This window comes from Exiguobacterium sp. E17S (assembly GCF_057772545.1).
This window is the reverse complement of sequence record NZ_JBYLRU010000004.1, coordinates 18,830-40,166: the sequence shown is the minus strand read 5'-3', so window position 1 is coordinate 40,166 and position 21,337 is coordinate 18,830. Positions and strand designations below refer to the sequence as shown.

The 21,337-nt window shown below is 47.8% G+C and carries 20 protein-coding genes; 8 read left to right on the top strand and 12 right to left on the bottom strand.

The features are described 5' to 3' along the window. Positions 1-47: 47 nt before the first annotated feature. Positions 48-926 (bottom strand): LysR family transcriptional regulator, encoded by an 879-nt coding sequence (locus tag AC3B4V_RS12595; protein WP_035395614.1) that lies wholly within the window; start codon positions 924-926, stop codon positions 48-50. Positions 927-1,047: 121 nt separating this feature from the next. Between AC3B4V_RS12595 and AC3B4V_RS12590 the strand changes: the two genes are divergently transcribed. Then, on the top strand, positions 1,048-1,833 hold the full coding sequence (locus AC3B4V_RS12590; protein WP_029342884.1) for a 3-hydroxybutyrate dehydrogenase: 786 nt from the start codon (positions 1,048-1,050) through the stop codon (positions 1,831-1,833). A 109-nt stretch (positions 1,834-1,942) separates the two neighbouring features. Here the strand turns inward: AC3B4V_RS12590 and AC3B4V_RS12585 are convergent, their stop codons facing one another. Further along, positions 1,943-2,437, bottom strand: a complete 495-nt coding sequence (locus AC3B4V_RS12585; protein WP_023469671.1) for a YajQ family cyclic di-GMP-binding protein — start codon at positions 2,435-2,437, stop codon at positions 1,943-1,945. A 111-nt stretch (positions 2,438-2,548) separates the two neighbouring features. On the opposite strand from AC3B4V_RS12585, the gene pulA reads away from it, so the two are divergent. Together pulA and AC3B4V_RS12575 are read left to right on the top strand one after the other, a co-directional pair. After that, complete coding sequence (gene pulA, locus AC3B4V_RS12580; protein WP_488378633.1) at positions 2,549-4,555, top strand: type I pullulanase; 2,007 nt, start codon at positions 2,549-2,551, stop codon at positions 4,553-4,555. A 182-nt stretch (positions 4,556-4,737) separates the two neighbouring features. Next, on the top strand, positions 4,738-5,220 hold the full coding sequence (locus AC3B4V_RS12575; RefSeq protein WP_023469669.1) for a site-2 protease family protein: 483 nt from the start codon (positions 4,738-4,740) through the stop codon (positions 5,218-5,220). 46 nt (positions 5,221-5,266) lie between these two features. Here AC3B4V_RS12575 and AC3B4V_RS12570 read toward each other — a convergent pair whose 3' ends face one another. Continuing rightward, positions 5,267-5,440, bottom strand: a complete 174-nt coding sequence (locus AC3B4V_RS12570; protein WP_023469668.1) for a YycC family protein — start codon at positions 5,438-5,440, stop codon at positions 5,267-5,269. A 115-nt stretch (positions 5,441-5,555) separates the two neighbouring features. On the opposite strand from AC3B4V_RS12570, the gene AC3B4V_RS12565 reads away from it, so the two are divergent. The 3 genes from AC3B4V_RS12565 (at position 5,556) to AC3B4V_RS12555 (ending at position 9,718) form a co-directional block, all read left to right on the top strand. Then, positions 5,556-6,350 carry a hypothetical protein gene (locus tag AC3B4V_RS12565; protein WP_082663182.1) on the top strand — a complete coding sequence of 265 codons (795 nt, stop codon included), beginning with the start codon at positions 5,556-5,558 and terminating at the stop codon, positions 6,348-6,350. Between the two features lie 69 nt (positions 6,351-6,419). Beyond that, complete coding sequence (locus AC3B4V_RS12560) at positions 6,420-8,510, top strand: MMPL family transporter (protein ID WP_058265685.1); 2,091 nt, start codon at positions 6,420-6,422, stop codon at positions 8,508-8,510. 92 nt (positions 8,511-8,602) lie between these two features. Beyond that, positions 8,603-9,718: an NADH-dependent flavin oxidoreductase gene (locus AC3B4V_RS12555; protein WP_488378632.1), complete on the top strand. Its 1,116-nt coding sequence runs from the start codon at positions 8,603-8,605 to the stop codon at positions 9,716-9,718. A gap of 278 nt (positions 9,719-9,996) precedes the next feature. Here AC3B4V_RS12555 and AC3B4V_RS12550 read toward each other — a convergent pair whose 3' ends face one another. From AC3B4V_RS12550 to AC3B4V_RS12515, 8 genes are all read right to left on the bottom strand, one after another. Further along, on the bottom strand, positions 9,997-10,563 hold the full coding sequence (locus AC3B4V_RS12550; protein ID WP_488378631.1) for a 3'-5' exonuclease: 567 nt from the start codon (positions 10,561-10,563) through the stop codon (positions 9,997-9,999). Positions 10,564-10,671: 108 nt separating this feature from the next. Continuing rightward, positions 10,672-12,060, bottom strand: a complete 1,389-nt coding sequence (locus AC3B4V_RS12545) for an MATE family efflux transporter (protein ID WP_214858814.1) — start codon at positions 12,058-12,060, stop codon at positions 10,672-10,674. A gap of 150 nt (positions 12,061-12,210) precedes the next feature. Then, on the bottom strand, positions 12,211-13,284 hold the full coding sequence (locus AC3B4V_RS12540; RefSeq protein WP_133208400.1) for a site-2 protease family protein: 1,074 nt from the start codon (positions 13,282-13,284) through the stop codon (positions 12,211-12,213). A gap of 67 nt (positions 13,285-13,351) precedes the next feature. Next, positions 13,352-14,620, bottom strand: coding sequence for a sensor histidine kinase (locus AC3B4V_RS12535; protein WP_488378630.1), 1,269 nt, complete (start codon positions 14,618-14,620; stop codon positions 13,352-13,354). Continuing rightward, entirely contained in the window at positions 14,617-15,300 is a 684-nt protein-coding gene (locus AC3B4V_RS12530; RefSeq protein ID WP_058704419.1) for a response regulator transcription factor, read from the bottom strand. The genes AC3B4V_RS12535 and AC3B4V_RS12530 overlap by 4 nt, the downstream gene beginning before the upstream one ends. A gap of 19 nt (positions 15,301-15,319) precedes the next feature. Continuing rightward, positions 15,320-16,204 (bottom strand): hypothetical protein, encoded by an 885-nt coding sequence (locus AC3B4V_RS12525; RefSeq protein WP_488378629.1) that lies wholly within the window; start codon positions 16,202-16,204, stop codon positions 15,320-15,322. 97 nt (positions 16,205-16,301) lie between these two features. Then, on the bottom strand, positions 16,302-16,853 hold the full coding sequence (locus AC3B4V_RS12520; RefSeq protein WP_488378628.1) for a maltose acetyltransferase domain-containing protein: 552 nt from the start codon (positions 16,851-16,853) through the stop codon (positions 16,302-16,304). A 122-nt stretch (positions 16,854-16,975) separates the two neighbouring features. Next, positions 16,976-17,860 carry an SDR family oxidoreductase gene (locus AC3B4V_RS12515; protein WP_488378627.1) on the bottom strand — a complete coding sequence of 295 codons (885 nt, stop codon included), beginning with the start codon at positions 17,858-17,860 and terminating at the stop codon, positions 16,976-16,978. Between the two features lie 131 nt (positions 17,861-17,991). Here AC3B4V_RS12515 and AC3B4V_RS12510 point away from each other — a divergent pair, with 131 nt between their 5' ends. Then, a complete protein-coding gene (locus AC3B4V_RS12510) occupies positions 17,992-18,465 on the top strand; it encodes a VOC family protein (RefSeq protein WP_488378626.1) in 474 nt (157 codons plus the stop codon). A 408-nt stretch (positions 18,466-18,873) separates the two neighbouring features. Here AC3B4V_RS12510 and AC3B4V_RS12505 read toward each other — a convergent pair whose 3' ends face one another. Continuing rightward, positions 18,874-20,223, bottom strand: coding sequence for an FAD-dependent oxidoreductase (locus AC3B4V_RS12505; protein WP_488378625.1), 1,350 nt, complete (start codon positions 20,221-20,223; stop codon positions 18,874-18,876). Positions 20,224-20,634: 411 nt separating this feature from the next. Here AC3B4V_RS12505 and AC3B4V_RS12500 point away from each other — a divergent pair, with 411 nt between their 5' ends. Continuing rightward, on the top strand, positions 20,635-21,252 hold the full coding sequence (locus tag AC3B4V_RS12500) for a YitT family protein (protein WP_488378624.1): 618 nt from the start codon (positions 20,635-20,637) through the stop codon (positions 21,250-21,252). Positions 21,253-21,337: the final 85 nt, after the last annotated feature.

The window sequence follows — 21,337 nt, the reverse complement described above, 5'->3', positions numbered from 1 at the left end:
GGAAGAATTTCCATTCTACAAATACATGGTTTTTATGAAAGGTATGCTTATTTGGAATACATATCGCTGACGAATTGAATCCATTTCCGCGTCACGTACGATTGGTAGCGACCGGTTGGAACGGCGATTCCTAAGTGCCACGGGACTCGTGTTTCAAGTGGGATCGTTTTGACGCCACGAATCGAAAAGCGATCCGCGATCGAACGCGGAAGGACGGTCACGGTATTTCCTTCTGCGACAAGTAAACATAAGAAGTCCCACTGCGAGCTCACCCGAGACACGTTAGGCGTAAATCCGGCATCTTGGCAGGCGTTCAAGACAACATCGTGTAGCGAGAACGTTTCGTTGAACAAGACGAACGGCATGTCGGAAACTTCTTCTAACGCAATCATCGACCGATCAGCGAGTGGATGATCACTCGGTAAGAATAAATGGAGTTCTTCTTCAATGAAGGGGTGTGTCGTTAAATGCTCATCCGAAGGAAGCACCGTTGCGATCAAATCGACTTCACCGGCGACGACCGCTTTTTCTAACGCATGTCCACCGGCTTCGATTAATTCGATTTGAATCATCGGATACATCTCTTCGAAGCGACGCAGTAGACCCGGGAAAAACAGCGAACCAATTAGTGGGGGTACGCCGAGACGAATCGTTCCCTTCGTCAGATGCATGACATCATAGAGATGAGAAGGCAGATCAGATAACTGTCGCAGAATCTTTTCACCTTCAATCAATAAGGTCTCGCCGGCATCCGTCAGGACGATTTGTCGTTTGCTCCGGTCGAACAATTCCATCTCAAGTTCTTCTTCTAAGTGACGGACCATTTTACTGAGCGTCGGTTGCGTGACGTGGAGATGTTCAGCGGCACGAGTGAAGCTTTTGAAGCGTGCCACTTCCGTAAAGTATTCCAGTTGGCGGAAATCCATCAGTATTCTCCTATTCTTTTGAGTTATAGATGTCATAACAAGTATTCATTTTTATTATTCTTTCAATCAGCGTACAGTAAAGAGACCGAACACGTAAAGATAAAGAAAGAAGGAATCCATCATGATGAAACAACTCGAAGGAAAAGTCGCGTTAATTACAGGAGCAGCAAGCGGAATCGGTCTTGAGATCGCTGAAGAATTCGCTCAAGAAGGTGCGAAGGTCGTCATCGTCGATCTTCAGGAAGAAGCTGCAAAACGCTCTGCTGAAACACTTCGTGAAAAAGGCTTCGATGCGTTTGCCGTCGCAGGTGACGTGACGAATGAAGAGGCAATCAAATCAAGTATCGAACAGACTGTCGCACACTACGGAACGATTGATATCGTCATCAACAATGCGGGTATGCAACACGTCTCACCAATCGAAGAGTTCTCGACTGAGAAATTCGACTTGCTTCAAAGCATCATGCTTCGTGCACCATTCCTTTATACGAAATATGTCTTCCCGATCATGAAAAAACAAGGCTCTGGACGAATCTTGAACATGTCATCGATCAACGGATTGATTGGTTTTGCAGGGAAAGCTGCTTATAACAGTGCGAAACACGGCGTCATCGGTTTAACGAAAGTCGCAGCATTAGAAGGAGCAACTTCAGGTATCACGGTCAACGCGATTTGCCCAGGATATGTCGATACACCACTCGTCCAAAACCAATTGTCTTCGCTCGCTGAAACACGGAATGTACCACTCGAACGTGTATTAGAAGAAGTCATCTACCCACTTGTCCCGCAACAACGGTTACTCCAAGTCAAAGAAATCGCGGATTACGCTATTTTCCTTGCAAGTGACAAAGCAGCAGGTGTCACGGGTCAAGCTGTCGTTCTCGATGGTGGTTACACAGCGCAATAAGCAACACTATAAATGAAGGGAGGTGCTTCTTGGATACGATCCAGAAAGCACCTCCTTTTTTTGTTTGATGGACTGAACAAGAACGTTCAGCCGATTTGACGCGAGTAGATTAACGGAAGTTAATGAATTGAACGTCGACCGATAACGGAAGCTCACGAACGATTTGCATGACTTGTTGCAAGTCGTCACGTGATTTACCTGTGACGCGGATTTGATCATCTTGGATCTGTGTCTTCACTTTTAATTTCGATTCCTTGACGGCATTGTTGATCTTTTTCGCATCGTCACGATCAATCCCGCTCTTAAGGATGACGCGTTGGCGAACCGTATTGCCAGCAGCCTGTTCGACTTTTTCGTACTGCAGGTTTTTTGTCGGGACTTCGCGCTTGATCAATTTTGCTGTTAAGACATCTTTGACTTGATCGAGTTTGAAATCGTCATCTGAGATTAGAATCAAATCCTCTTTTTCGAGCTTCATGTCGCTCTTTGAACCTTTGAAGTCGAAGCGGTTCGTGATTTCTTTTAGTGCGATCTGAACTGCATTCTTGACTTCCTCGATGTTGATTTGTGACACGATATCAAATGAATTATCTTTTGCTGCCATGTTAATCTCCCCTTTCATTCCACTCTCTATTTTAGAGAGGAATACCGGAAGCGTCCACTGCTTTGAAATTTTGTTATAATAAAAACCATGAAATGAAAGGGGTGCTTAGCTTTGAAACAAACAGCAGACATGTTGACGCTCACACCGCAAGAACTGGATGAGCGATTTGCCTATAGTGGAAATGATTTAGGAGCGACCTTCTCAGAGACAGCGATTCGCGTGCGCTTGTGGGCGCCGACGGCAGAACGTGTCGTGATTCGTCTCTACAAGACACTACGCGCACGAAAAGTCGAAGAGGTCGAGATGATGGCAGGCGAACGGGGAACGTACGTCGTTGAACTCGATCGAGCGGCATATGAAGGTTATTTCTATACGTTTCAAGCGAGCATCAACGGACAAAAAGTCGAGGCGGTCGATCCGTATGCGAAAGCCGTCGGAACGAATGGAAAACGCGGTGCGTTGATCGACCCGACAAGTGTGACACCAGAACGATGGATCGAAGAACGCCCACTGTTCCATTCTTCGCAAGACGCAGTTGTTTATGAACTACACGTACGTGATGCAACGAGTCATCCGGCTAGTGGTGTCGTCGCACGTGGGACGTTCGCTGGACTGACGGAAGCAGGGACTCGGACACCAAATGGCGGATTGACAGGACTGGATTATTTAGCGGATCTCGGTGTGACACATGTCCAGTTACTGCCAATCTATGATTTTGGCTCAGTCAATGAGACAGCGCCGAACGACCCGGATAACTATAACTGGGGGTATGATCCGGTGAACTACTTTGCGCCGGAAGGTTCGTACTCATCGAATCCGGATGATCCACGAACGCGAATCCTTGAATTAAAACAATTGGTACAAGCGTTACATGACCGCGGGATTCGTGTCATCATGGACGTCGTCTTCAATCATACGTATGATGCAGCAACGGTTCCGCTCGGTCAATTCGTTCCTGGCTACTTCTATCGTCAAGAGGCGGATGGTAGCTTGTCAAACGGTAGTTTCTGTGGGAATGATACCGCATCTGAACGTCTGATGATGCGGAAGTTCATTCTCGATTGTGTGACGTACTGGGCGAAAGAGTACCATCTGGATGGTTTCCGATTCGATTTGATGGGACTGCATGATGTCGAGACGATGAATCAGGTACGTCATGCACTTGATCGGATCGATCCATCGATTCTGATCATCGGTGAAGGCTGGGATCTCGATACGCCACTTGATCCGGAAGAAAAAGCGAACTATTTCAACGCACCGAAGATGCCAGGAATCGCTCATTTCAATAACGGTTTACGGGACGGGGTCAAAGGCGACGTCCAAACGCCGGAAGACCGCGGTTTCATCAGTGGCGCATTCGACCGGACGAGTGAAGTCAAACGGGGAATCGCCGGCAACGTCTCTTCGCAAGGATTTGCCGATGAACCGAATCAGGTCGTCTCGTATGTCGAAGCGCATGATGATTTGACGATTTGGGATAAATTAGCGGTATCTCGTTCAGACGATACGGAAGCGATTCGTCGGAAACGGCAAATGCTCGCGAATGCCATCATCTTGACGGGACAAGGGATTCCGTTCCTCCATGCCGGACAAGAGTTCTTCCGGACGAAGGACGGAATTCGTGACAGCTTCAATGCCGGAGAGGTCGTCAATCGTCTTGACTATGAACGGGCGGAAACAGAGCGTCCGGCAGTCGAGTACGTCAAAGGATTGATTGCCCTCCGTCGTCAGTATCCGATGTTCCGTCTCGCAAACGCAGCGATGATCAAGAAGCATCTTCGTTTCCTCGAAGAAGGGGAAGGTGTCATTGCCTTTGAACTGAAGAGAACCTATGAAGGATACGTCGAACGGCAGCGTGTCTATCATAATGCGACGGAAGAGGATATCACGATTGAATTGCCAAACGGTGAATTCGAGGTGTTAGTGGAGTCGGGTGCCGTTAAGTTGCACGCACCACGACTGCATGAAGAGAAACAGTTGGTCGTTCCAGCATTGACGACGACGGTCATCGCCGAACGAAAAGCGGACTACAAGAAGTATGCGGTGGCAGGTGGTGCAGCCTTGACGATCATCGGATTGTTGTACGCAGCGAACAAACGTCGTAAGAAAACCGATTAAATCAAGAAGGACGGAGCGCAAGATGGCTTCGTCCTTTTTTACGTGGATGACAGTCCGATGTCAGCCTGTCATGAAATTGACTTGCTTGAATTCATCGAAACCTTGTTTGAAGCGTCACCTTTCGGGAAAAAACCTCTTAAGTAGTATATGGGATGTTGTTTTTATGAAAGGATGTACGGCGTATGTTTGGTTTCGAGGATTTATGGAAATTCTTTTTGTCGTTCTTTTTATTGTTGCCTATCGTGACATTGATTCATGAGATGGGGCATTACTTTTTTGCCCGATTGTTCGGTGGAAACATGGAGATCAATATCGGTTCTGGAAAATCGTTACTCCGTGTCGGACCGATTCGTTTAAATCGTATCTATTTTTGGGATGGCTGGTGTCAATATGAGGCGCTACGTCATGAAACGAAGTTTGCTAATATCATGGTCTATGCTGGTGGATCGATCGCGAACTTGGTGAGTATCTTAGTCGTAAATGGTCTTATTTATGCCGGCGTGTTCGAGGCGTCGATTTTTACGTACCAATTTGCGTATTTCTCATTTTATTTCGTCTTTTTCTCCCTCTTCCCGATCGATCATCCGAACGGTTATCCGAGTGACGGAAAAGCAATCATCAATGTCTTCCGTTACGGTAAATCCGACTATCATCCACAATCTTAAACGAAGATTAAAGCCTCCTTCCGTCATTGGAAAAGAGGCTTTTTACTCAAGATTCCGATTCGCTAGACGAATCCGATTCTGTTTTCGCTTGTTCCTGCTCGAGTTCGACGAGCTTTTGAATCAAGATATGGCGCGGCATATGCATCAGTTGTTCAAGTGGTACGTTCAGACGTTTTGCGAGTTCGACAGCCGTCTCTGCTGATAATTGTAAAGGTTTCATCGTGTTCGTCCTCCTTTTTCCATGAAGTTAGTATAACAGGAGGTGCAAGCCGAGCGCATCAATAGTAGCGAGAAACTGAGAAGGTTGATACCGTATGAAGTAGGAAGTGATGCATATGTATAAACCTGCTGCAGAGCTGTTACTCCATGAATCCGTCTCACTGTTTGATCGAATCGGGGAGGATTTGCTTCTTTTTCGAGATCGCCACGGATTTATGAAATGTGATGCGGATTTAAGACCACTATGGGAAACAGCATGTGCGTATGTTCCATTCTCCTGGTACATTGAGCCAGGCGGTGGACGATTGTTCATCGTATTTGAAGAGTCAGCTTATTTTGGTTTACTAGATTTAGAGCAAGGGCATTTAGATTATATCAAGCGACCCGCTGCTTTTTCCGAGGCATGGTTCAGTAATTTATTCTTGTGGCAAGATGATGAGATCTTCCTGTACACGGCAGAAACAGACGTCGTCTGTGTGAACGTTCAAACAGGGGACTGGCGGTACTCAAATTATGAAGAGGCGCCACTGTTCGGACGCTTAGTGGAGCGAGGATATGATACACGTTTGACGTTCGAACGATTCATCGCACCTACGACGATCATTTCTTATGATGATCTAAAAGAACGGTATGTGATTTGGGACGCTGCGACGAATCAGGAATCGATCATTCCTTTTTCGGATTACGCGGAGTATTCGCTCGTTGATCACCGGCACCAATTGTTTTCGATCACCGATTCATCTCGTTTTTACTTGTATGAGAAGAGTCAGCTGAAATATAAGTTCGAGGGATGTCATTCCTCCGTTTTACTCAAAAGTGTGTTACTCGATGAAGAGGCGCGACGTCTTGCGATCGTATCGACATCGGCGACATTCGGCAACACATGGGTTCAAATTTTTCAAAAGACGTAATGAAACATCCTTTTCGCTTTTCAGCAAGAAGGATGTTTTTTGTACGTTTATACAGAAAGGGGACGCATCATGCAACGGCTTGGTCATCTGATGAGTACGTATTTTCGAGGAGTGTTGATTGTTTGGGCGATCCTGCTCGTCGTGCTTGGATATTTCGCTTATCAACTACCCGATCGGCTAGAAGGAAACGGATTTACGCGTGACGGTGATTTTCAACGCGTCGAGACAGTACTCGATCAAGACTTCGGTCAGGATCCGCATACGATCATCGTTCTATTTGAAAACCAAGAGAATCTACAACAAACGATGGTGGAACATGTCGAGCGCTTCCGTGATATTAAAGGTGTCGGGAACGTCACTGGTCCTGTTGAAAATCCGCGAGCGATTCGGGACGATAAGGGATACGTGACGGTCGGGGTACCGACACTTGATGCGAAATGGGCAGCTGCGGTCACACGTCAACTGGATGATACCGGAACGATTCGACTAACGGGTGAACCAGTCGTCGTCGATGATTTGAATACAGCGTCGAAAAATGATCTCATCCGAGCTGAGTTGATTGGAATTCCAGCAGCGTTGATCGTCTTGCTACTCGTTTTCGGTACTCCGGTTGCCGCCATCCTACCGTTGATCATGGGACTCGTTACTTTTGTCTTTGGTGCCGGTGTTCTTTATTTCGTCGCCGGGCAACAAGAGTTATCAATCTTCGTCTTGAATGCGGTCGCGATGATTTCGCTGGCGCTCGGAATTGATTTTTCGCTGTTATATGTCAATCGTTTCCGAGAAGAACGGCAGGACGGACAAGATATTCGGAAGGCGGCGATCCGTTCGGTCGAGACGGCAGGGCGTTCGATTTTATTTTCCGGAATCTGTGTATTCGTCGGACTTGCCGGGCTATTACTGATTGATGTGGATGTCTTCCGCGCTGTCGCGATCGGGACGCTCGTTTCGGTCCTCGGGGCAGTCGTCAGTGCATTAACGTTACTACCAGCACTATTGATCGTCTTCGGGAAGGTATTAGAAAAAGGACGACTCTTCCGGCAACGAGCAGGTCGTAGTGAAGATCGTTGGCGTCGCCTCGCTCGTTTCGTCATGAAGCGCCCGGTCGCAGTCACGATTTTGTCCTTATTGCTGTTGTTACCTTGTTTATTGCCGTTACGTGACTTGACGTTGAACATTCCGCAAGCGACTGCTTTACCGGAATCGTATCCGTCGCGTCTCGCTTTTGAGTCGTGGGAAAAAACATTCGGAAACGATGGAACGGACGCCGTCCTCATCTTATCTGCTGATGCTTCCTCAGAGGTGGGACGAGAAAAAATCGAAGACGTGACGATTCGACTCGAGTCGGATCCCGATGTACGTTCCGTCGTATCCGCCGCAACGATTGCCGAACAGCAACAAGTGCCGCTCGAGCAGTTAGTCGCTGTTCCGGCCGGGCGCGAAGCTTTGACGGCATTTCTATCAGAGAACGACCAAGCACGAATTGATGTTAACTTGAAAGGAGATCCCGGGGATGCTGCTTCGCAAGACTGGGTGCGAAAGATGCAAGCGGACGGTTATCTTGTCGGGGGACCGGCAGCCTTCAATCAGGAAATTTATGATGCCATTGAATCGAAACTCCCACTAGCAGTCGGTGTCGTCGTTTTGGCAACGTTCATCATCCTGCTGATTGCGTTCCGGTCCATCTTGATTCCGATCAAGGCGATTCTGATGAATTTGCTCAGTCTAGGGGCGACATTCGGATTACTCGTCATCTTGTTCGAGTCCGGCGCAGTTCTTCCGCAGGAGACGATCGGCATTCTGACACCGGTCTTCATCTTCTCACTCGTCTTTGGTTTATCGATGGATTATGAAGTGTTCCTCGTCTCGCGAATGGAAGAGTATTATGACGAGACAGGCGATAACGATTACGCGACCGAGATGGGGCTTGCGAAGACGAGTAAGATCATTACGTCTGCTGCCTTAATCATGATCGTCGTCACTGGAGCGTTTGCCTTCACGGGCGTCAGTCCAATTAAACAACTTGGCGTCGGTATCGCGCTTGCGATATTTATTGATGCTACGATCGTCCGGATGTTACTCGTCCCCGCACTGATGAAACTATTTGGTCACTGGAACTGGTGGTGGCCGGGTGGTCGTCGTAAAGCGATCCGCAAGTGACACATCGCGTAAGCACATCAGTAGCTATTCAGAGGAAGACGAGCGTATACTGTCGATATTCAATTCAAGAAATTAGAGGAGGCACTTCACTCATGGCAACTCAAGCAATGTTTGAACCATTTACATTACCAAACGGTGTGACGCTGAAAAACCGCGTCTTGATGGCACCGATGACGAACTATGCGGCACAAGAGAACGGCGAAGTATCGGATGCGGAACTCGCGTACTATGCAGAACGTTCAGGTGGCGTCAGTGCGGTCATTACAGCATGTGCGAACGTCACGGCAGACGGTCAAGGATTCCCGAATGAGTTCGGTGCGCATCGTGACGATCTCGTTCCAAGTCTGAAGCGACTCGCAAAAACGATTCAAGATAAAGGCGCAAAAGCGATCTTACAAATCTTCCACGCTGGTCGTATGGCACCACCAGAACTCGTCGGTGGGCAAACAGTCAGTGCAAGTGCTGTCGCACCCGTACGTGAAGGGGCAATGACACCTCGTGCGCTAGAGGCGGAAGAAGTTGAAGCAATCATTGAAGCATTCGGTCAGGCGACACGTCGTGCGATGGAAGCTGGATTTGACGGTGTTGAGATTCATGGTGCGAACACGTACTTGATCCAACAATTCTTCTCACCACACTCAAACCGTCGTGAAGATAAATGGGGCGGCAGTTTAGAAAAACGTCTCGCCTTCCCATTAGCAGTCGTAGATGCAGTCGAAGCCGTCGCGAAACAGGATACTTCGTTCATCGTCGGATACCGTTTCTCTCCAGAAGAGATCGAAAATCCAGGAATCACACTCGATGATACGATGCGCCTCGTCGATGAGCTGGCGAAAAAAGACCTCGATTACTTGCACGTTTCCGTGATGGACTTCTTCGCAGGTTCAATTCGTGACGAAAATGCAACGACATCACCAATCACGCTCGTCCAAGAACGTGTTGGCGAACAAGTACCTGTCATCGGTGTCGGATCGCTGCACACAGCGGACGAAGTCGAACAAGGTTTGGCTGTCGTTCCAATGGTCGCTCTCGGTCGTGAACTGATCATGGAACCGAAGTGGGTTGAAAAAGTCGAAGCGGGTGATCTTGCGTCAATCCGGACAGAACTTGATCCAGAAGCACAAGCAGAACTCGTCGTTCCAGATGCATTATGGGCAGGCATCACAAGTCGTCCAGGCTGGTTCCCGATCAAACAAACAAGCAAATAATAGAATAGCATCAAAAAGCACTCTAGATTTCGTGTCTAGAGTGCTTTGAGATTGAAGGTAAAGTGCAATTTTTCTCTAACGAGAAGGATTGCGCTTTTTTGTTCGTCTCGCATCGTTTTCCTGGGACAAGCATCGTGCCGCTTCGCTGCAGGGTCGCTCTTGCTTGTTTTTCCCTAGGAAGCGATGTCGAGTGAACAAAACGCTTCTCTGATCCTTCGGTATAAAAAAAGATGCGTCATTTTTGGAGTCAGCCCTGTTGTCTACAATTTTTTTGTTTATTAATAGGCAACCTGTCCCATCCGAACGCCACAAAACGTATGCAAGGTGACCGGATCCTGTAGATTCGTTCGTTCCAACATATCGTTTAAGAGCAAGGCACAGACGTAGGCATCCTCTTTCGCATCATGGTGCTGGAAAGAGACGTTGAGGAATTCTGCCATCGTATTCAATCGATGGTTTGGCAACCACGGATACAGTTTGCGGGATAATTTGACCGTGCACCCGTACGTAAAAGCGGGCATCTGGTACATATCGTATTTTTGAATCGCTTTTTGGAGCGCCCCCATATCAAATGATGCATTGTGGGCGACGACCAGTTGAGCACCTGCGATTAAATCGTATAAGCCATGTGCTTCCATCGCTTCAGGTAACGTCGGTGCATCGAAGACATCACTCGGACGAATTCCATGAACCCGGATGTTTCCGGCGTCGAAGTTTTCTTCTGGATTGATTAAGACCTGTTTACTCTCCATGACGCGACCGTTAGAGAGAACGGACCAACCAAACGCACAAATGCTTCGGCTATTCCGATTTGCCGTTTCAAAGTCAATCGCTAATGTATACATGCTGCAGACTCCTTTCTGTTATTCACTAGTAACAGAATACATGTTCGTATTATAGAAGTCCATCAAAAAAGACCATCTGCAAGGCAGATGATCTGATATCTCTTCCAGTCACTTCGCGGTGGCGACTTTTTGTTCCTCTGCGACGTATTCCTCTGGTTTAAATAACAGAACGCGATCTTTATAGGCGAAGACAAGGGCCGTTAAAACAGCCATCGCATCAGCAATCGGGAAAGCGAACCAGACACCATTGACACCGAAGAACAGGGGTAAGATTAGGACGAGTGGAATCGTGTATAAAGTTTGGCGTGACAAGGACAAGAATAAAGCGACTTTTGCTTTGGCGAGCGATTGATACATCCCGTTGACAATCATTTGAATCCCGTAGACGAACGATAGAGCGAATAAGATGCGCATCGCACTCGAGCCTTCCTGCAGCAGTGTTGCTTCTTCCGTGAACAAGCCGACCCAAAAACGGGGGAACAGTTGAATCAGTAACCACAAGCTGATTGATAACGATAAGCCGTAACGGATTGCGAGTTTGATGGCAAGCGACATCCGGCTAAATTGCCGAGAACCGAAATTATACCCAACGATCGGTTGCATCCCTTGTACGATCCCCATGATCGGCATACCGACAAGCGCCATAAACTTATTGATGACCGCAAACGTCGCTAGTTCTGTCGTACCCCCGTACCGGACGAGCATGTGGTTGACGGTGATGAACAAAATCGATTGGGAGACTTGCATGATGAAAGACGATGATCCGATTTGCATCATCCGAAACGTTAAACGGAAATCGGGTTTGAAAGCATGTCGATCGAGTGTTAACCCCGTTTGCCGACGTTTCGTAAAGAAGAATCGGAAAACAAGTGCAGCACCGACGATTTGCGCAACGACTGTCCCGAGTGCAGCACCTTGGATGCCCCAATCAAGACCAAAGATGAACAGCGGGGTCAAGACGATGTTGATCGCAACCGTCGTCAGCATGACGCGCATCTGATAGTTCGCGCGTCCTTCTGCGCGTAACATGGCACTCGACGCCATCGTCAACATGAAGAAAGGAGATCCGATCAAGAGGACGCGTAAGAAATCGATGCTATACGGCATGATTTCATCTGTCGCTCCAAAGAGACGAAGTAACGGTTCGACGAAGATGAAAGCACTGATGATGGCGAGCATACTGATGAAGAAAACTGCTATCAAGACGTTCGCATAAGCACGACTGGCACCATCCGTCTGTTTTTGACCAAGCCGTTGTGACGCAATCGCAGCCCCCCCGATCCCAATCGAGTTGGCGATTGCCATCAACACGAGCTGGACGGGGAAAGCGATTCCGACAGCGGCAACGGCAGCCGTACCGATGCCTTGAGCGACGAAAATCGTATCGACGATATTATAGAGTGCCGTGACGAGCATCCCGACCATTGCCGGTAAAGAGAGACTAAGTAAGAGCTGGTTGACAGGTGCTTCACCCAAACGGGCAGTGTTTTTATTCATGGAAGGAGAGCCTCCTTTTTTAGACAAGTGGTAAGTAGGGTTTTACTCAGAGTAGTCGCTTCTTTGATGAGATGCAAGAAATCACTCTAGTCAATGTGTTTGCTCCATGAAAAAAGGATGCGCTATGAAGCGCATCCGATGGAACTAGATTCAAGATGGTGTAGGGAGATAACCTTTCGAGTACTCGAAAGCAATGAATAAAATGGCACCGAGCGCCAAGTAAGCAAGGAGCGTGATCGTTTGTTGTTTTTTCGGCATCTGGTGATACTGGACCGACTCTTCAGCGAGTCGGAGCGGTTCGATCCGCTGATCGATTCGTCGCAACAACGCATCGTAGTCGTTCGCAGCATCATATTGATACCGTAACAGATCGTCCGCTTCCTGACGTGCCTCTTCCGGACTCGCTTGTCGCAAATCTTGTAAATCGAGACGAAGCGACCAAGCAATCGGATCGTACGTACTTTCGACCGTTTGTTCTTCCTCCACTTCCGGTGCAAGAGCGACTTCAGCGTTTACGCGTTCCTGCTCCGCCTTTGCGCGTAAGACGCGTTCGCGTGCAGCACGGTATAACATCAAGGTCGATCGGTTCGCCTCATACTGTTTCGCGAATTTATACCGTTTCCAGACAGCACTGCCGCCGAAGAAAGCAATCAAGAGCAGAATCAAGCTGAAATTCGTGATGCCGTAAGCAATCAAGGCAGCAAGACCAGCGACCCAAACGATGATCGGAAGTCCCGCAAGAATCCGTCCACCGTCAAGCGGACTGACAGGGAGTAGATTGAAGAGATTCAACAAGGCTCCGAGATGGAAGATGACGAGCCAGAAGTCATTTCCGGTCACAGCATATCCAATTGCAAGCGGAATCAGGGACACGAGACCCGCAAGTGGTCCACCGTACGCAAGAATCGCTTCTTGTTTTGGAGTCCGGAACGTATCTTTGATCCCGATGACGGCTCCCATGAACGGTACGAAAATCGCGGGACCCGTTTTAAAACCGAGTCGTTTCGCAGCGAGTAGATGTCCCATCTCATGAATGAATAGGAGATAAAGTAATCCGACCCCGAACCAGACACCGAATACTTGAGCGTAAAAGAGAAGCGAAACTCCGAACGAAATCAGAGTGCCTCCAAACTTCGAAAATTTCAATAAGGCAAGGATGACCTTTCCTTTCGTTAAGAGAAAGGCGCCGGCAACAGCAAGTCCACCCCAACGTTTTTTAGCCATCGTGAAATTCCTTCTTTCATCATGTGACGTTCTTCCTTAAGTGTACGACACAAATGTAGAAAAAGTTTCATTTAGACTGCTCGGGAATCAGATAGAAACAACTGCCATCTGGTTGACGGGCTTCACTACCGACCTGAAAATGGTGCGTCGTCGCTAGAGCTGCAGCAATCGATAATCCGAGTCCACTTCCTGAACGATCGCGTGCTGCATCAAGTCGGTAAAACCGGTCAAATAACCGAGCACGTTCTTCGTCCGTTAGAGATGTTCCTCGATCAAGAACAGCGAGTCGCTCCTTGCGCAGATGCAATTCAGGAGAAGTGGCATATTTCAGGGCATTATCGATATAAATCGTCAAGATGCGTAGCACCGCTTCGCGATTCACCCGGATCGTTCCAGAGGCATCAACAGGGATGATCGTCCCTGTCGCGTGATACATCCGATCAGCGAGTTCGCTCCCAAGCTCGGCTAAATCGATCTCTTCGACAGACGTTTCTTCATAACCGAGACGAGACAGTTCGAGCATGGGCTCGATCAAGGTCGTCCGCATCGCATACGTCTCCTGTAAGATATTTTCAATCGATTCATCGAGGACGTCCGGCTTCGTTTTGCCCCATCGCTTCAATAATTGCGCATACCCTTCGATGACGGTCAGCGGTGTCTTCATCTCATGCGAGACATCGGCAACGAACTGCCGTTGTTGTTCCATTGTCTGATCGACACGCCCAATCATCTGATTGAAGACGCGACCGAGGCGACCGATCTCATCATCACGTTCGGTCTGCACGGTCTCAAGCGTTCCAGAAGACGAGATCCGTTGCATCGTATCATTCAGTTGCCTGAGCGGGCGGAGCGTCTGATACGCAATCCAGAAGCTACTGATGAACGCGATGACTATTCCAACGACCAACACGATGGTGAAGGTCAAGACGAGTGTCGAGACCGTATCATCGACGCTTTCATCTTCGAACAAATAGGCTTGATCCTGATAGACGATACCGAACCAATCACCAGATTTGAAAGGTTCGTTCGAACGCGGGATACCGGGTAGGTCACTTGCTTGTACGTCTCCGTTAACGGTAGACGAGTCGTCATCTTCATCATTTGAAATGACCCATCGTCCATCTTCGTTCGATAAGACGACGGAATCCTCATGAAGCGTCAACAATGCCCGGACAGATGAATCATCCTCCATCAATTCCTCTGCCTGTTCAAGCTGCGTATAACGGGATTCAATCAAATGATTGCGGACGAAGAAGGTCACGACGATGAACGAAAGCAGCAATAAAAGTGTCGTAAAGGCGGTGACGGATAAAGCGAGTTTCGTTCGAAGCTTCATGGCGTCGCCTCCCGTAGCACATACCCCACCCCACGAACGGTCTGGATCAAAGCAGGAGGGTGGGCATCGACTTTTTTCCGAAGATAACGGATGTAGACGTCGACGATATTCGTCTCGCCGAAGTAATCGTACCCCCAGACGCGATTTAGGATTTGTTCGCGTGTCAGGACATGTTCCTTGTTTTCGAGTAAATACGTCAGGAGTTCGAACTCACGTGGTGTCAAATCGAGTCGCAATTCATCGCGAAATGCTTCGTGTCGATCAAGGTCGAGTACAAGATCAGCGAACTGTAACGTGCGCGATGCGTTATTCGTTGAAGCGGGAGTGCGGAGTAACGCCCGGATCCGGGCAAGGAGTTCCTCCATCTCGAACGGTTTCGTCACATAATCATTCGCACCAAGATCAAGTCCTGCGACCTTATCGTAAACTTCCCCACGTGCTGTTAGCATAATGACAGGGACATGAATGCCTTTTCCACGGAGCCTGCGCAACACCTCGAAGCCGCTCAGCTCCGGCATCATCACGTCGAGTAAGACGAGATCAACCGAATGCTCAGCGGCAGCGAGACCATCTTTTCCGTTAGAGGCGACACGTGTCGCGTACCCGGCATATTGGAGTTCGAGTTCAAGGAGGCGTGCGATTTTCGCATCGTCCTCAACGATTAAGATGGTGGTTGGCATAAACATCCTCCTTTAATGATCATTCATCGATTTCTGTTACTTCGTCTGACGCGTTCAACTCAAGTTTGACGGAACCACCGACGCGGACGTCATCATCTTGTTCCATGTTTGATGCACGAGAGTACGATTTTTGCGTACCATTCTGTTCGATGATGATCTCTTGATTCGTTATTTTAGCGAGCGTACCGCGGACTTCTTGCTCCCGTGCATCGTCACGGTCTTCGTCACGTGTAGCATTACGGTCCTCGTCGTCGTCTTCCCGATCAAGCTCACGGACTTGACCGTCTGCATTCAATTCGATTTTTACGATATCTCCAGATTTCGCAGCATCACGTTCCGCACGATCCGCAATCGCGTAGACCGTCTCTTGTCCATCTTGTTCGAGTGTCAATTCACTTTGTGATAGGGCACGAAGGATGCCGTATCGTTCATTCGCATCATCCGATGAATCATCTGAGCGATTGCCATCGTCCTCTCGGTCATTCCGATCATCTTGATCTTCTCGCTCCAGTTCCGTGATTTGCTGATTCGCATTCAGATCGATTTTTACCCAATCGCCTTCTTGCACGGCTTCGCGTTCGACTGACGAAGCAAAGTCATACGTCTGAGTGTCACCGTTGACGTCGATTGTCATTGAACGATCCGATAGTTTTTGTAATGTGCCTTCGATTTCTTGATCGTCACGCATCGAAGCAGGAAGCTTTTGTTCGACTTGGCGCGAAGCAGCTTCGACTTTTTGCTCTGCCTGCTGTGAAGTGGTGACCGTCGAGTTGACGAGAGAGTGTCCTGGACCTGTGAAGAGGAGAAACGCTCCGGCTCCTGTTAAGACTGTACCTGTTACGGCAAGTGTAGCGATTCCTTTTTTGAAACGTTTATTCCCTTTATCTGTTCGTTTTTCAGTCATGATGATGTCCTCCTTTAGTAGTGGCTGTTGTTCTTATACATAGAATAACCAGACCATGTGAAAGGAAGCTGAGGAACAGATTAGAATTTGATGAGAATTAGATCGTCTTGATGACTCGAGCCGGATTTCCACCGACGACGCTGTTTGCCGGTACATCCTTAACGACGACACTACCTGAGGCGATGACAGCATTATCTCCGATCGTCACACCGGGATTGATGACCGCGCGTCCACCGATCCAGACGTTATTCCCGACGACGACCGGTTTCCCGAATTCATAACCGCTGTTGCGCTCGACAGGATCGAGTGGATGGGTCGCAGTATAGATATGTACTCCTGGAGCAAGCATGCAGTTGTCACCAATCGTGATCGGACAAATATCGAGCAAGACACAGTCGTAGTTGGCATAAAAGCGAGCCCCTAACGTAATGTTGTAGCCATAGTCACATTTAAAGGTCGGTTCAATGTAAAAGTCGGCTTTCTCCGTCTGGAATAATTGTTGAAGAAGTGCCTTCCGTTTAGTCCCATCATGAACACTCAATTGATTGAACTCATAACAGAGCGATTGTGCCCGGATACGGTCAGCTACGAGTTCCGGATCTTGTGCTAAGTAGAGTTCCCCTTGAATCATCTTTTCTTTTTCAGTCATCTGATTCACTCCTTCATCGTTAATACTTTCATTAGACTAAATGGTGCCTCGTGATGCAACTGATATCCCGTTAAGACACGCGAAAACAGGATAGCCGAAACTATCCTGTCGAGATTCAATCCTTATGCTAATTCGATTCCGCCTGTGACACCATAGATTTGCGCCGTGACATAGCTTGCAGCGTCTGAAGCGAGGAAGACATAGACATCTGATAGTTCGACCGGTTGACCACTGCGTTTCAGCGGTGTTTCCTGCCCGAACTCTGGAATGTTCTCGCTTGGCTGACCACCTGAAATCTGAAGCGGTGTCCAAATCGGACCAGGTGCGACGGAGTTGACACGGATTCCTTTTGGCGCGACTTGTTTAGCGAGTCCACGCGTGAACCCGTTGATGGCAAACTTCGTCGATGCATAATCCAAGAGGTTCGCGCTTGGGTTGTATCCTTGAACGGATGTCGTCGTGATGATCGAAGCCCCTTCTTTTAAGAGTGGCAAGGCTGCTTTGACGACCCAGAAGAGGGAGAAGACATTGATTTCGTATGTCTTACGTAATTGCTCCGTTGACAGGTCGAGAATATCTTCGACAGCTTGTTGTTTACCTGCGACAAGTGCCAAAATGTCGAGTCCACCGAGCGATTCGTGTGCTTCTTTGATGAGTTGTCCACAGAACGCTTCATCACTTAAATCACCAGGTAAAAGATATGCTTTTTGTCCCGCTGCTTCAACGAGTGCTTTAACCTCTTCCGCATCCTGTTGTTCTTCCGGTAAGTAGTTGAGCACGATGTCAGCTCCTTCACGAGCGTAAGCGATAGCTGCTGCTCGGCCGATGCCGGAGTCGCCACCCGTAATCAGTGCTTTTTTGCCGATCAATTTGCCAGAGCCTTTATAACTCTCTTCGCCACAATCGGGAACAGGTTCCATTTTTGCTTGAACCGCTGGTGCGTCCTGATATTGTTTTGGGAAATCGTCATTGAAGTATTGGGTTAAAGGATTTTTCGATGCAGCCATGTAAACATTCCTCCTGAAAGTTGGTTTTGGTATAGGGTGTATGTTCCCTCAACAGGTCGGATTAAACGTTTCTGATGATAGTAAATTTGGAAATTGATGGTTTACACTAGAAAAAGAGGAGTGTGAAGAAGATGATTACTGGATTGTATGAAGCTCATTTACCGGTCAAAGAACTTGAACGATCGATTGTCTTTTACGAAAAATTAGGACTTGCATGTGCGTTCCAAAATGAACGCGTCGCTTTCTTTTGGATCGAGCACGGTAAGAGTTGGTTAGGACTATGGAAAGCCGGTCAAGCCGAGTTACCGTATCATCCATCGATTCGACATGTGGCGTTTCGGATGGAGCAAGAAAATATCGATAAAGCACAGGACTGGTTAAAGGAGAGAGGGATTGAAGTCCGATCCGCCTTTAGTGTAGCGGCAGCCGATCAACCGCTTGTTCTCGATAACCATCCACATGCGCACGCGGCGATCTACTTCGAGGATCCAGATGGAAATTCACTCGAATTGATTGCACCGTTACGCTTTGACATGGAAACAGTGAATGGCACGATGCCGTATCAGGATTGGCAGCGTCTTTATCAGGCTGAAACGGAAAAATGAAGAGGTGATTGTAACGTTCAGTTATTGATTATGCATTCAAATGGTGAACATGCATGATGTATTCTTTTGTAGAAAACGATCCGAGACGAACAAAAAACACAACCTTTCTCGTTAGAGAAAAATTGCACTGTGTCTTCAGTCTAAAAAGGGACTGACTCAAAAATCAGTTTCCACAAAGATCAGGGTGGCAGAATAATGATCTGCCACCCTGATCTCGTAACAAAAAGAATGATGCGTTTCACGCAACTCCTACAGGAAAAAGCGCATTTGCGCTGTCAGAGACAAACAAGACCCGCTTTCCTGCTTAAATGAAGCAGGAAAACTGGCTTGTGTCTCGCCTGAGGAAAGGGCGTGAAAAGAAGCGTCATTTTTTTGAGTCAGCCTCGTTTGATTGATCGTGTAATGCGCTTAGACACGAGCGGATTGACGCTCATTCATCGCTTGCAGAGCTACTTGATTCAGCAAGCTCCACGGTTTGTTGTAGTGCGGTTGGAAGAAGAAGTCGACGAAAGCGAGCTCTTCAAGTGTCATATCATTTTGAATCGCGACTGACAGTGTGTTCATCGCCTGTGTCAAATCCACTTTTGAGATGATTTGTGCACCGACGACACGATGGGTTGCTGTCTCGAAGACGAGCTTCAATTGGACGTCTTCTGCTGTTGGCATGAACTCTGGGCGATACGCATCTGTGACTGTCGTGCTACTCACTTCAAGTCCGAACAAGGGTGCCGCTTCTTCTGTCAAACCAGTCGACGCGATGTTCAAATCATATAGGCGAAGACCAGATGTGCCTTGTGTTCCTTGGTAACGAATCTTTGGTGCGCGTAAGTTTTTACCGATCAATGTTCCCATCCGAACAGCATTCGTTGCGAGTGGAATATAGGCATGTGTCCGAGCTGGATTGTAATAGACGGCACAGCTGTCACCAGCAGCAAAGATGTTCGGGTTGCTTGTTCGCATATAATCGTCAACGATGATGGCACCGTTCGGTAGCATGTCGACCTGTCCTTTTAAGAGTTCCGTACTTGGGCGGAAGCCGACACAGAGAATGACGAGATCCGTTTCGAACGTTCCTTTGTCTGTGACGACGTGTGTCACAGCACCGTTTTCCCCTTTGAAGCTTTGGACGGTTTGCCCGAGTTCGAGACGAATGCCACGGTCTGTCAATTCACGTTCGATGACGTCAGTGAATGAGCGGTCGAGGTATTTGTTGAGAATGCGATCCGCACTATCAATGAACGTGACGTCTTTTCCGTATGCTTCAAACGCTTCGACGAGTTCAGCACCGATATACCCTGCACCAACGACTGTGATCCGTTGTGCTTCTGTCGCTTTTTCAATGATTGTTTGAGCATGGTGATAGTTTTTACAGAGCTCGATTTGATTCAACTCAATGCCAGGAAGCATCGGAATGATTGGCCATGATCCTGTCGTCATGATGAGTTTATCGTACGTATCGTGAACGACTTCACCAGTCATGAGGTTTTTCGCAACGATCGTTTGGCGTTCACTATCGATTTCAAGCACATCATGTTTCAGACGCATCTCAGCGCCGAGTTCAGCGAGTTCACTTGGTGATGAGTAGAAAAGTGATTCCGCATGTTTAACGACACCACCGACGTGAAGCGCGATTCCACAAGAGAGAAACGATACATTGTCATTCCGCTCATAAACGGTGATCTCGACGTCTTGTTGTGAAGCGAGTTCTTTGACTGCTGCTGTTCCTGCGTGTGTACATCCGATGACTGCTACTTTCATGGGTAAAGTCTCCTTTGTGTTTTGTTTGTGATAAATATCACATTCATTTGATATACTTAGTGTAATCCTTCACAAGATCGTTTTCAAGTAGTTTGTTCAATGTTGAGCATATTCTTGTCTAAATTGTGAATGAGTGAGCAAAAGTGTTTGGATTATGTGAAGAATGCGTAAAACTGTTTTAGTTACTGAAATTCGGGTTATAATGAAAGTAGATTTTTAATGAAGGGGTGGAAACCGATGGATACCGAGAGGACCAATCATCTATTCAGCTTACCTGATTTTTAGCAGTACCGGTCAAAACGAACAAGACGGTAATGGCTTATAAAAATCAGGGAGAGCGAAAATAGATGAATACCCAAACGGGACGTATAAAACCTCTCCCACGATGTAAACGGGAGAGGACAATAAAACATGAAACGAATCGCAACCATCTTAACCGGTACGCTGATCATGGCGTTCGGTTACTACACATTGAATGAACAGTTCGGATTAGCAGAAGGCGGCTTCATCGGATTATCGTTGCTCGGTCGATACTTTTTTGATATCAATCCTTCGATCTCAATGATCGCGCTCGATATTCCATTTTTCATCGGTGCCTTGTACTTCAAAGGGAAACGTTTCGTCAGCGAAGCGTTACTCTCAGCAGGTGCATTATCAGTCTTTTATGAGATGTGGCACCGACTCGATTTGTTCCACTTTCCAGAACAGGCTTGGCCAGCGACGCTCATCGCAGCGATCGCTAGCGGAATCGTGACCGGATATGGTCTCGGACTTGTTTTGAAAAGTGGAGCGGCAACAGGTGGAGACGATTTGCTATCGATGGGACTCAGTAAACTGACAGGTCTATCGATCGGAACGATCTTGTTCGGACTCGATGCCATCGTGTTAATCATCTCACTCGTCTATCTGCCGCTCAGCTTAACGTTATATACGTTACTGGCTGTAGCGATCGCTGGACGTGTCGTGGCTGTCATGACACGGGAGCCTGTCATCGTACCGGCACCTGTCGTACAAAAAGTCACGCAGTGAGACAGATGAATGTCTAAAAAAATCATGTATCGGATTCGACATCGTCGAGTCCGATTTTTCAGGTTCATGGATTAGAAAAAACGAA

Excerpts from the sequence above, each read along its gene's own strand:
- AC3B4V_RS12505 (WP_488378625.1), bottom strand. The coding sequence starts at position 20,223 with ATGAAAGTAGCAGTCATCGGATGTACACACGCAGGAACAGCAGCAGTC.
- AC3B4V_RS12595 (WP_035395614.1), bottom strand. The coding sequence starts at position 926 with ATGGATTTCCGCCAACTGGAATACTTTACGGAAGTGGCACGCTTCAAA.
- AC3B4V_RS12530 (WP_058704419.1), bottom strand. The coding sequence starts at position 15,300 with ATGCCAACCACCATCTTAATCGTTGAGGACGATGCGAAAATCGCACGC.
- AC3B4V_RS12535 (WP_488378630.1), bottom strand. The coding sequence starts at position 14,620 with ATGAAGCTTCGAACGAAACTCGCTTTATCCGTCACCGCCTTTACGACA.
- AC3B4V_RS12555 (WP_488378632.1), top strand. The coding sequence starts at position 8,603 with ATGGCAACTCAAGCAATGTTTGAACCATTTACATTACCAAACGGTGTG.
- AC3B4V_RS12570 (WP_023469668.1), bottom strand. The coding sequence starts at position 5,440 with ATGAAACCTTTACAATTATCAGCAGAGACGGCTGTCGAACTCGCAAAA.
- AC3B4V_RS12525 (WP_488378629.1), bottom strand. The coding sequence starts at position 16,204 with ATGACTGAAAAACGAACAGATAAAGGGAATAAACGTTTCAAAAAAGGA.
- AC3B4V_RS12510 (WP_488378626.1), top strand. The coding sequence starts at position 17,992 with ATGATTACTGGATTGTATGAAGCTCATTTACCGGTCAAAGAACTTGAA.
- AC3B4V_RS12520 (WP_488378628.1), bottom strand. The coding sequence starts at position 16,853 with ATGACTGAAAAAGAAAAGATGATTCAAGGGGAACTCTACTTAGCACAA.
- AC3B4V_RS12540 (WP_133208400.1), bottom strand. The coding sequence starts at position 13,284 with ATGGCTAAAAAACGTTGGGGTGGACTTGCTGTTGCCGGCGCCTTTCTC.
- AC3B4V_RS12515 (WP_488378627.1), bottom strand. The coding sequence starts at position 17,860 with ATGGCTGCATCGAAAAATCCTTTAACCCAATACTTCAATGACGATTTC.
- AC3B4V_RS12565 (WP_082663182.1), top strand. The coding sequence starts at position 5,556 with ATGTATAAACCTGCTGCAGAGCTGTTACTCCATGAATCCGTCTCACTG.
- AC3B4V_RS12590 (WP_029342884.1), top strand. The coding sequence starts at position 1,048 with ATGATGAAACAACTCGAAGGAAAAGTCGCGTTAATTACAGGAGCAGCA.
- AC3B4V_RS12575 (WP_023469669.1), top strand. The coding sequence starts at position 4,738 with ATGTTTGGTTTCGAGGATTTATGGAAATTCTTTTTGTCGTTCTTTTTA.
- AC3B4V_RS12560 (WP_058265685.1), top strand. The coding sequence starts at position 6,420 with ATGCAACGGCTTGGTCATCTGATGAGTACGTATTTTCGAGGAGTGTTG.
- AC3B4V_RS12500 (WP_488378624.1), top strand. The coding sequence starts at position 20,635 with ATGAAACGAATCGCAACCATCTTAACCGGTACGCTGATCATGGCGTTC.
- AC3B4V_RS12585 (WP_023469671.1), bottom strand. The coding sequence starts at position 2,437 with ATGGCAGCAAAAGATAATTCATTTGATATCGTGTCACAAATCAACATC.
- AC3B4V_RS12550 (WP_488378631.1), bottom strand. The coding sequence starts at position 10,563 with ATGTATACATTAGCGATTGACTTTGAAACGGCAAATCGGAATAGCCGA.
- AC3B4V_RS12545 (WP_214858814.1), bottom strand. The coding sequence starts at position 12,060 with ATGAATAAAAACACTGCCCGTTTGGGTGAAGCACCTGTCAACCAGCTC.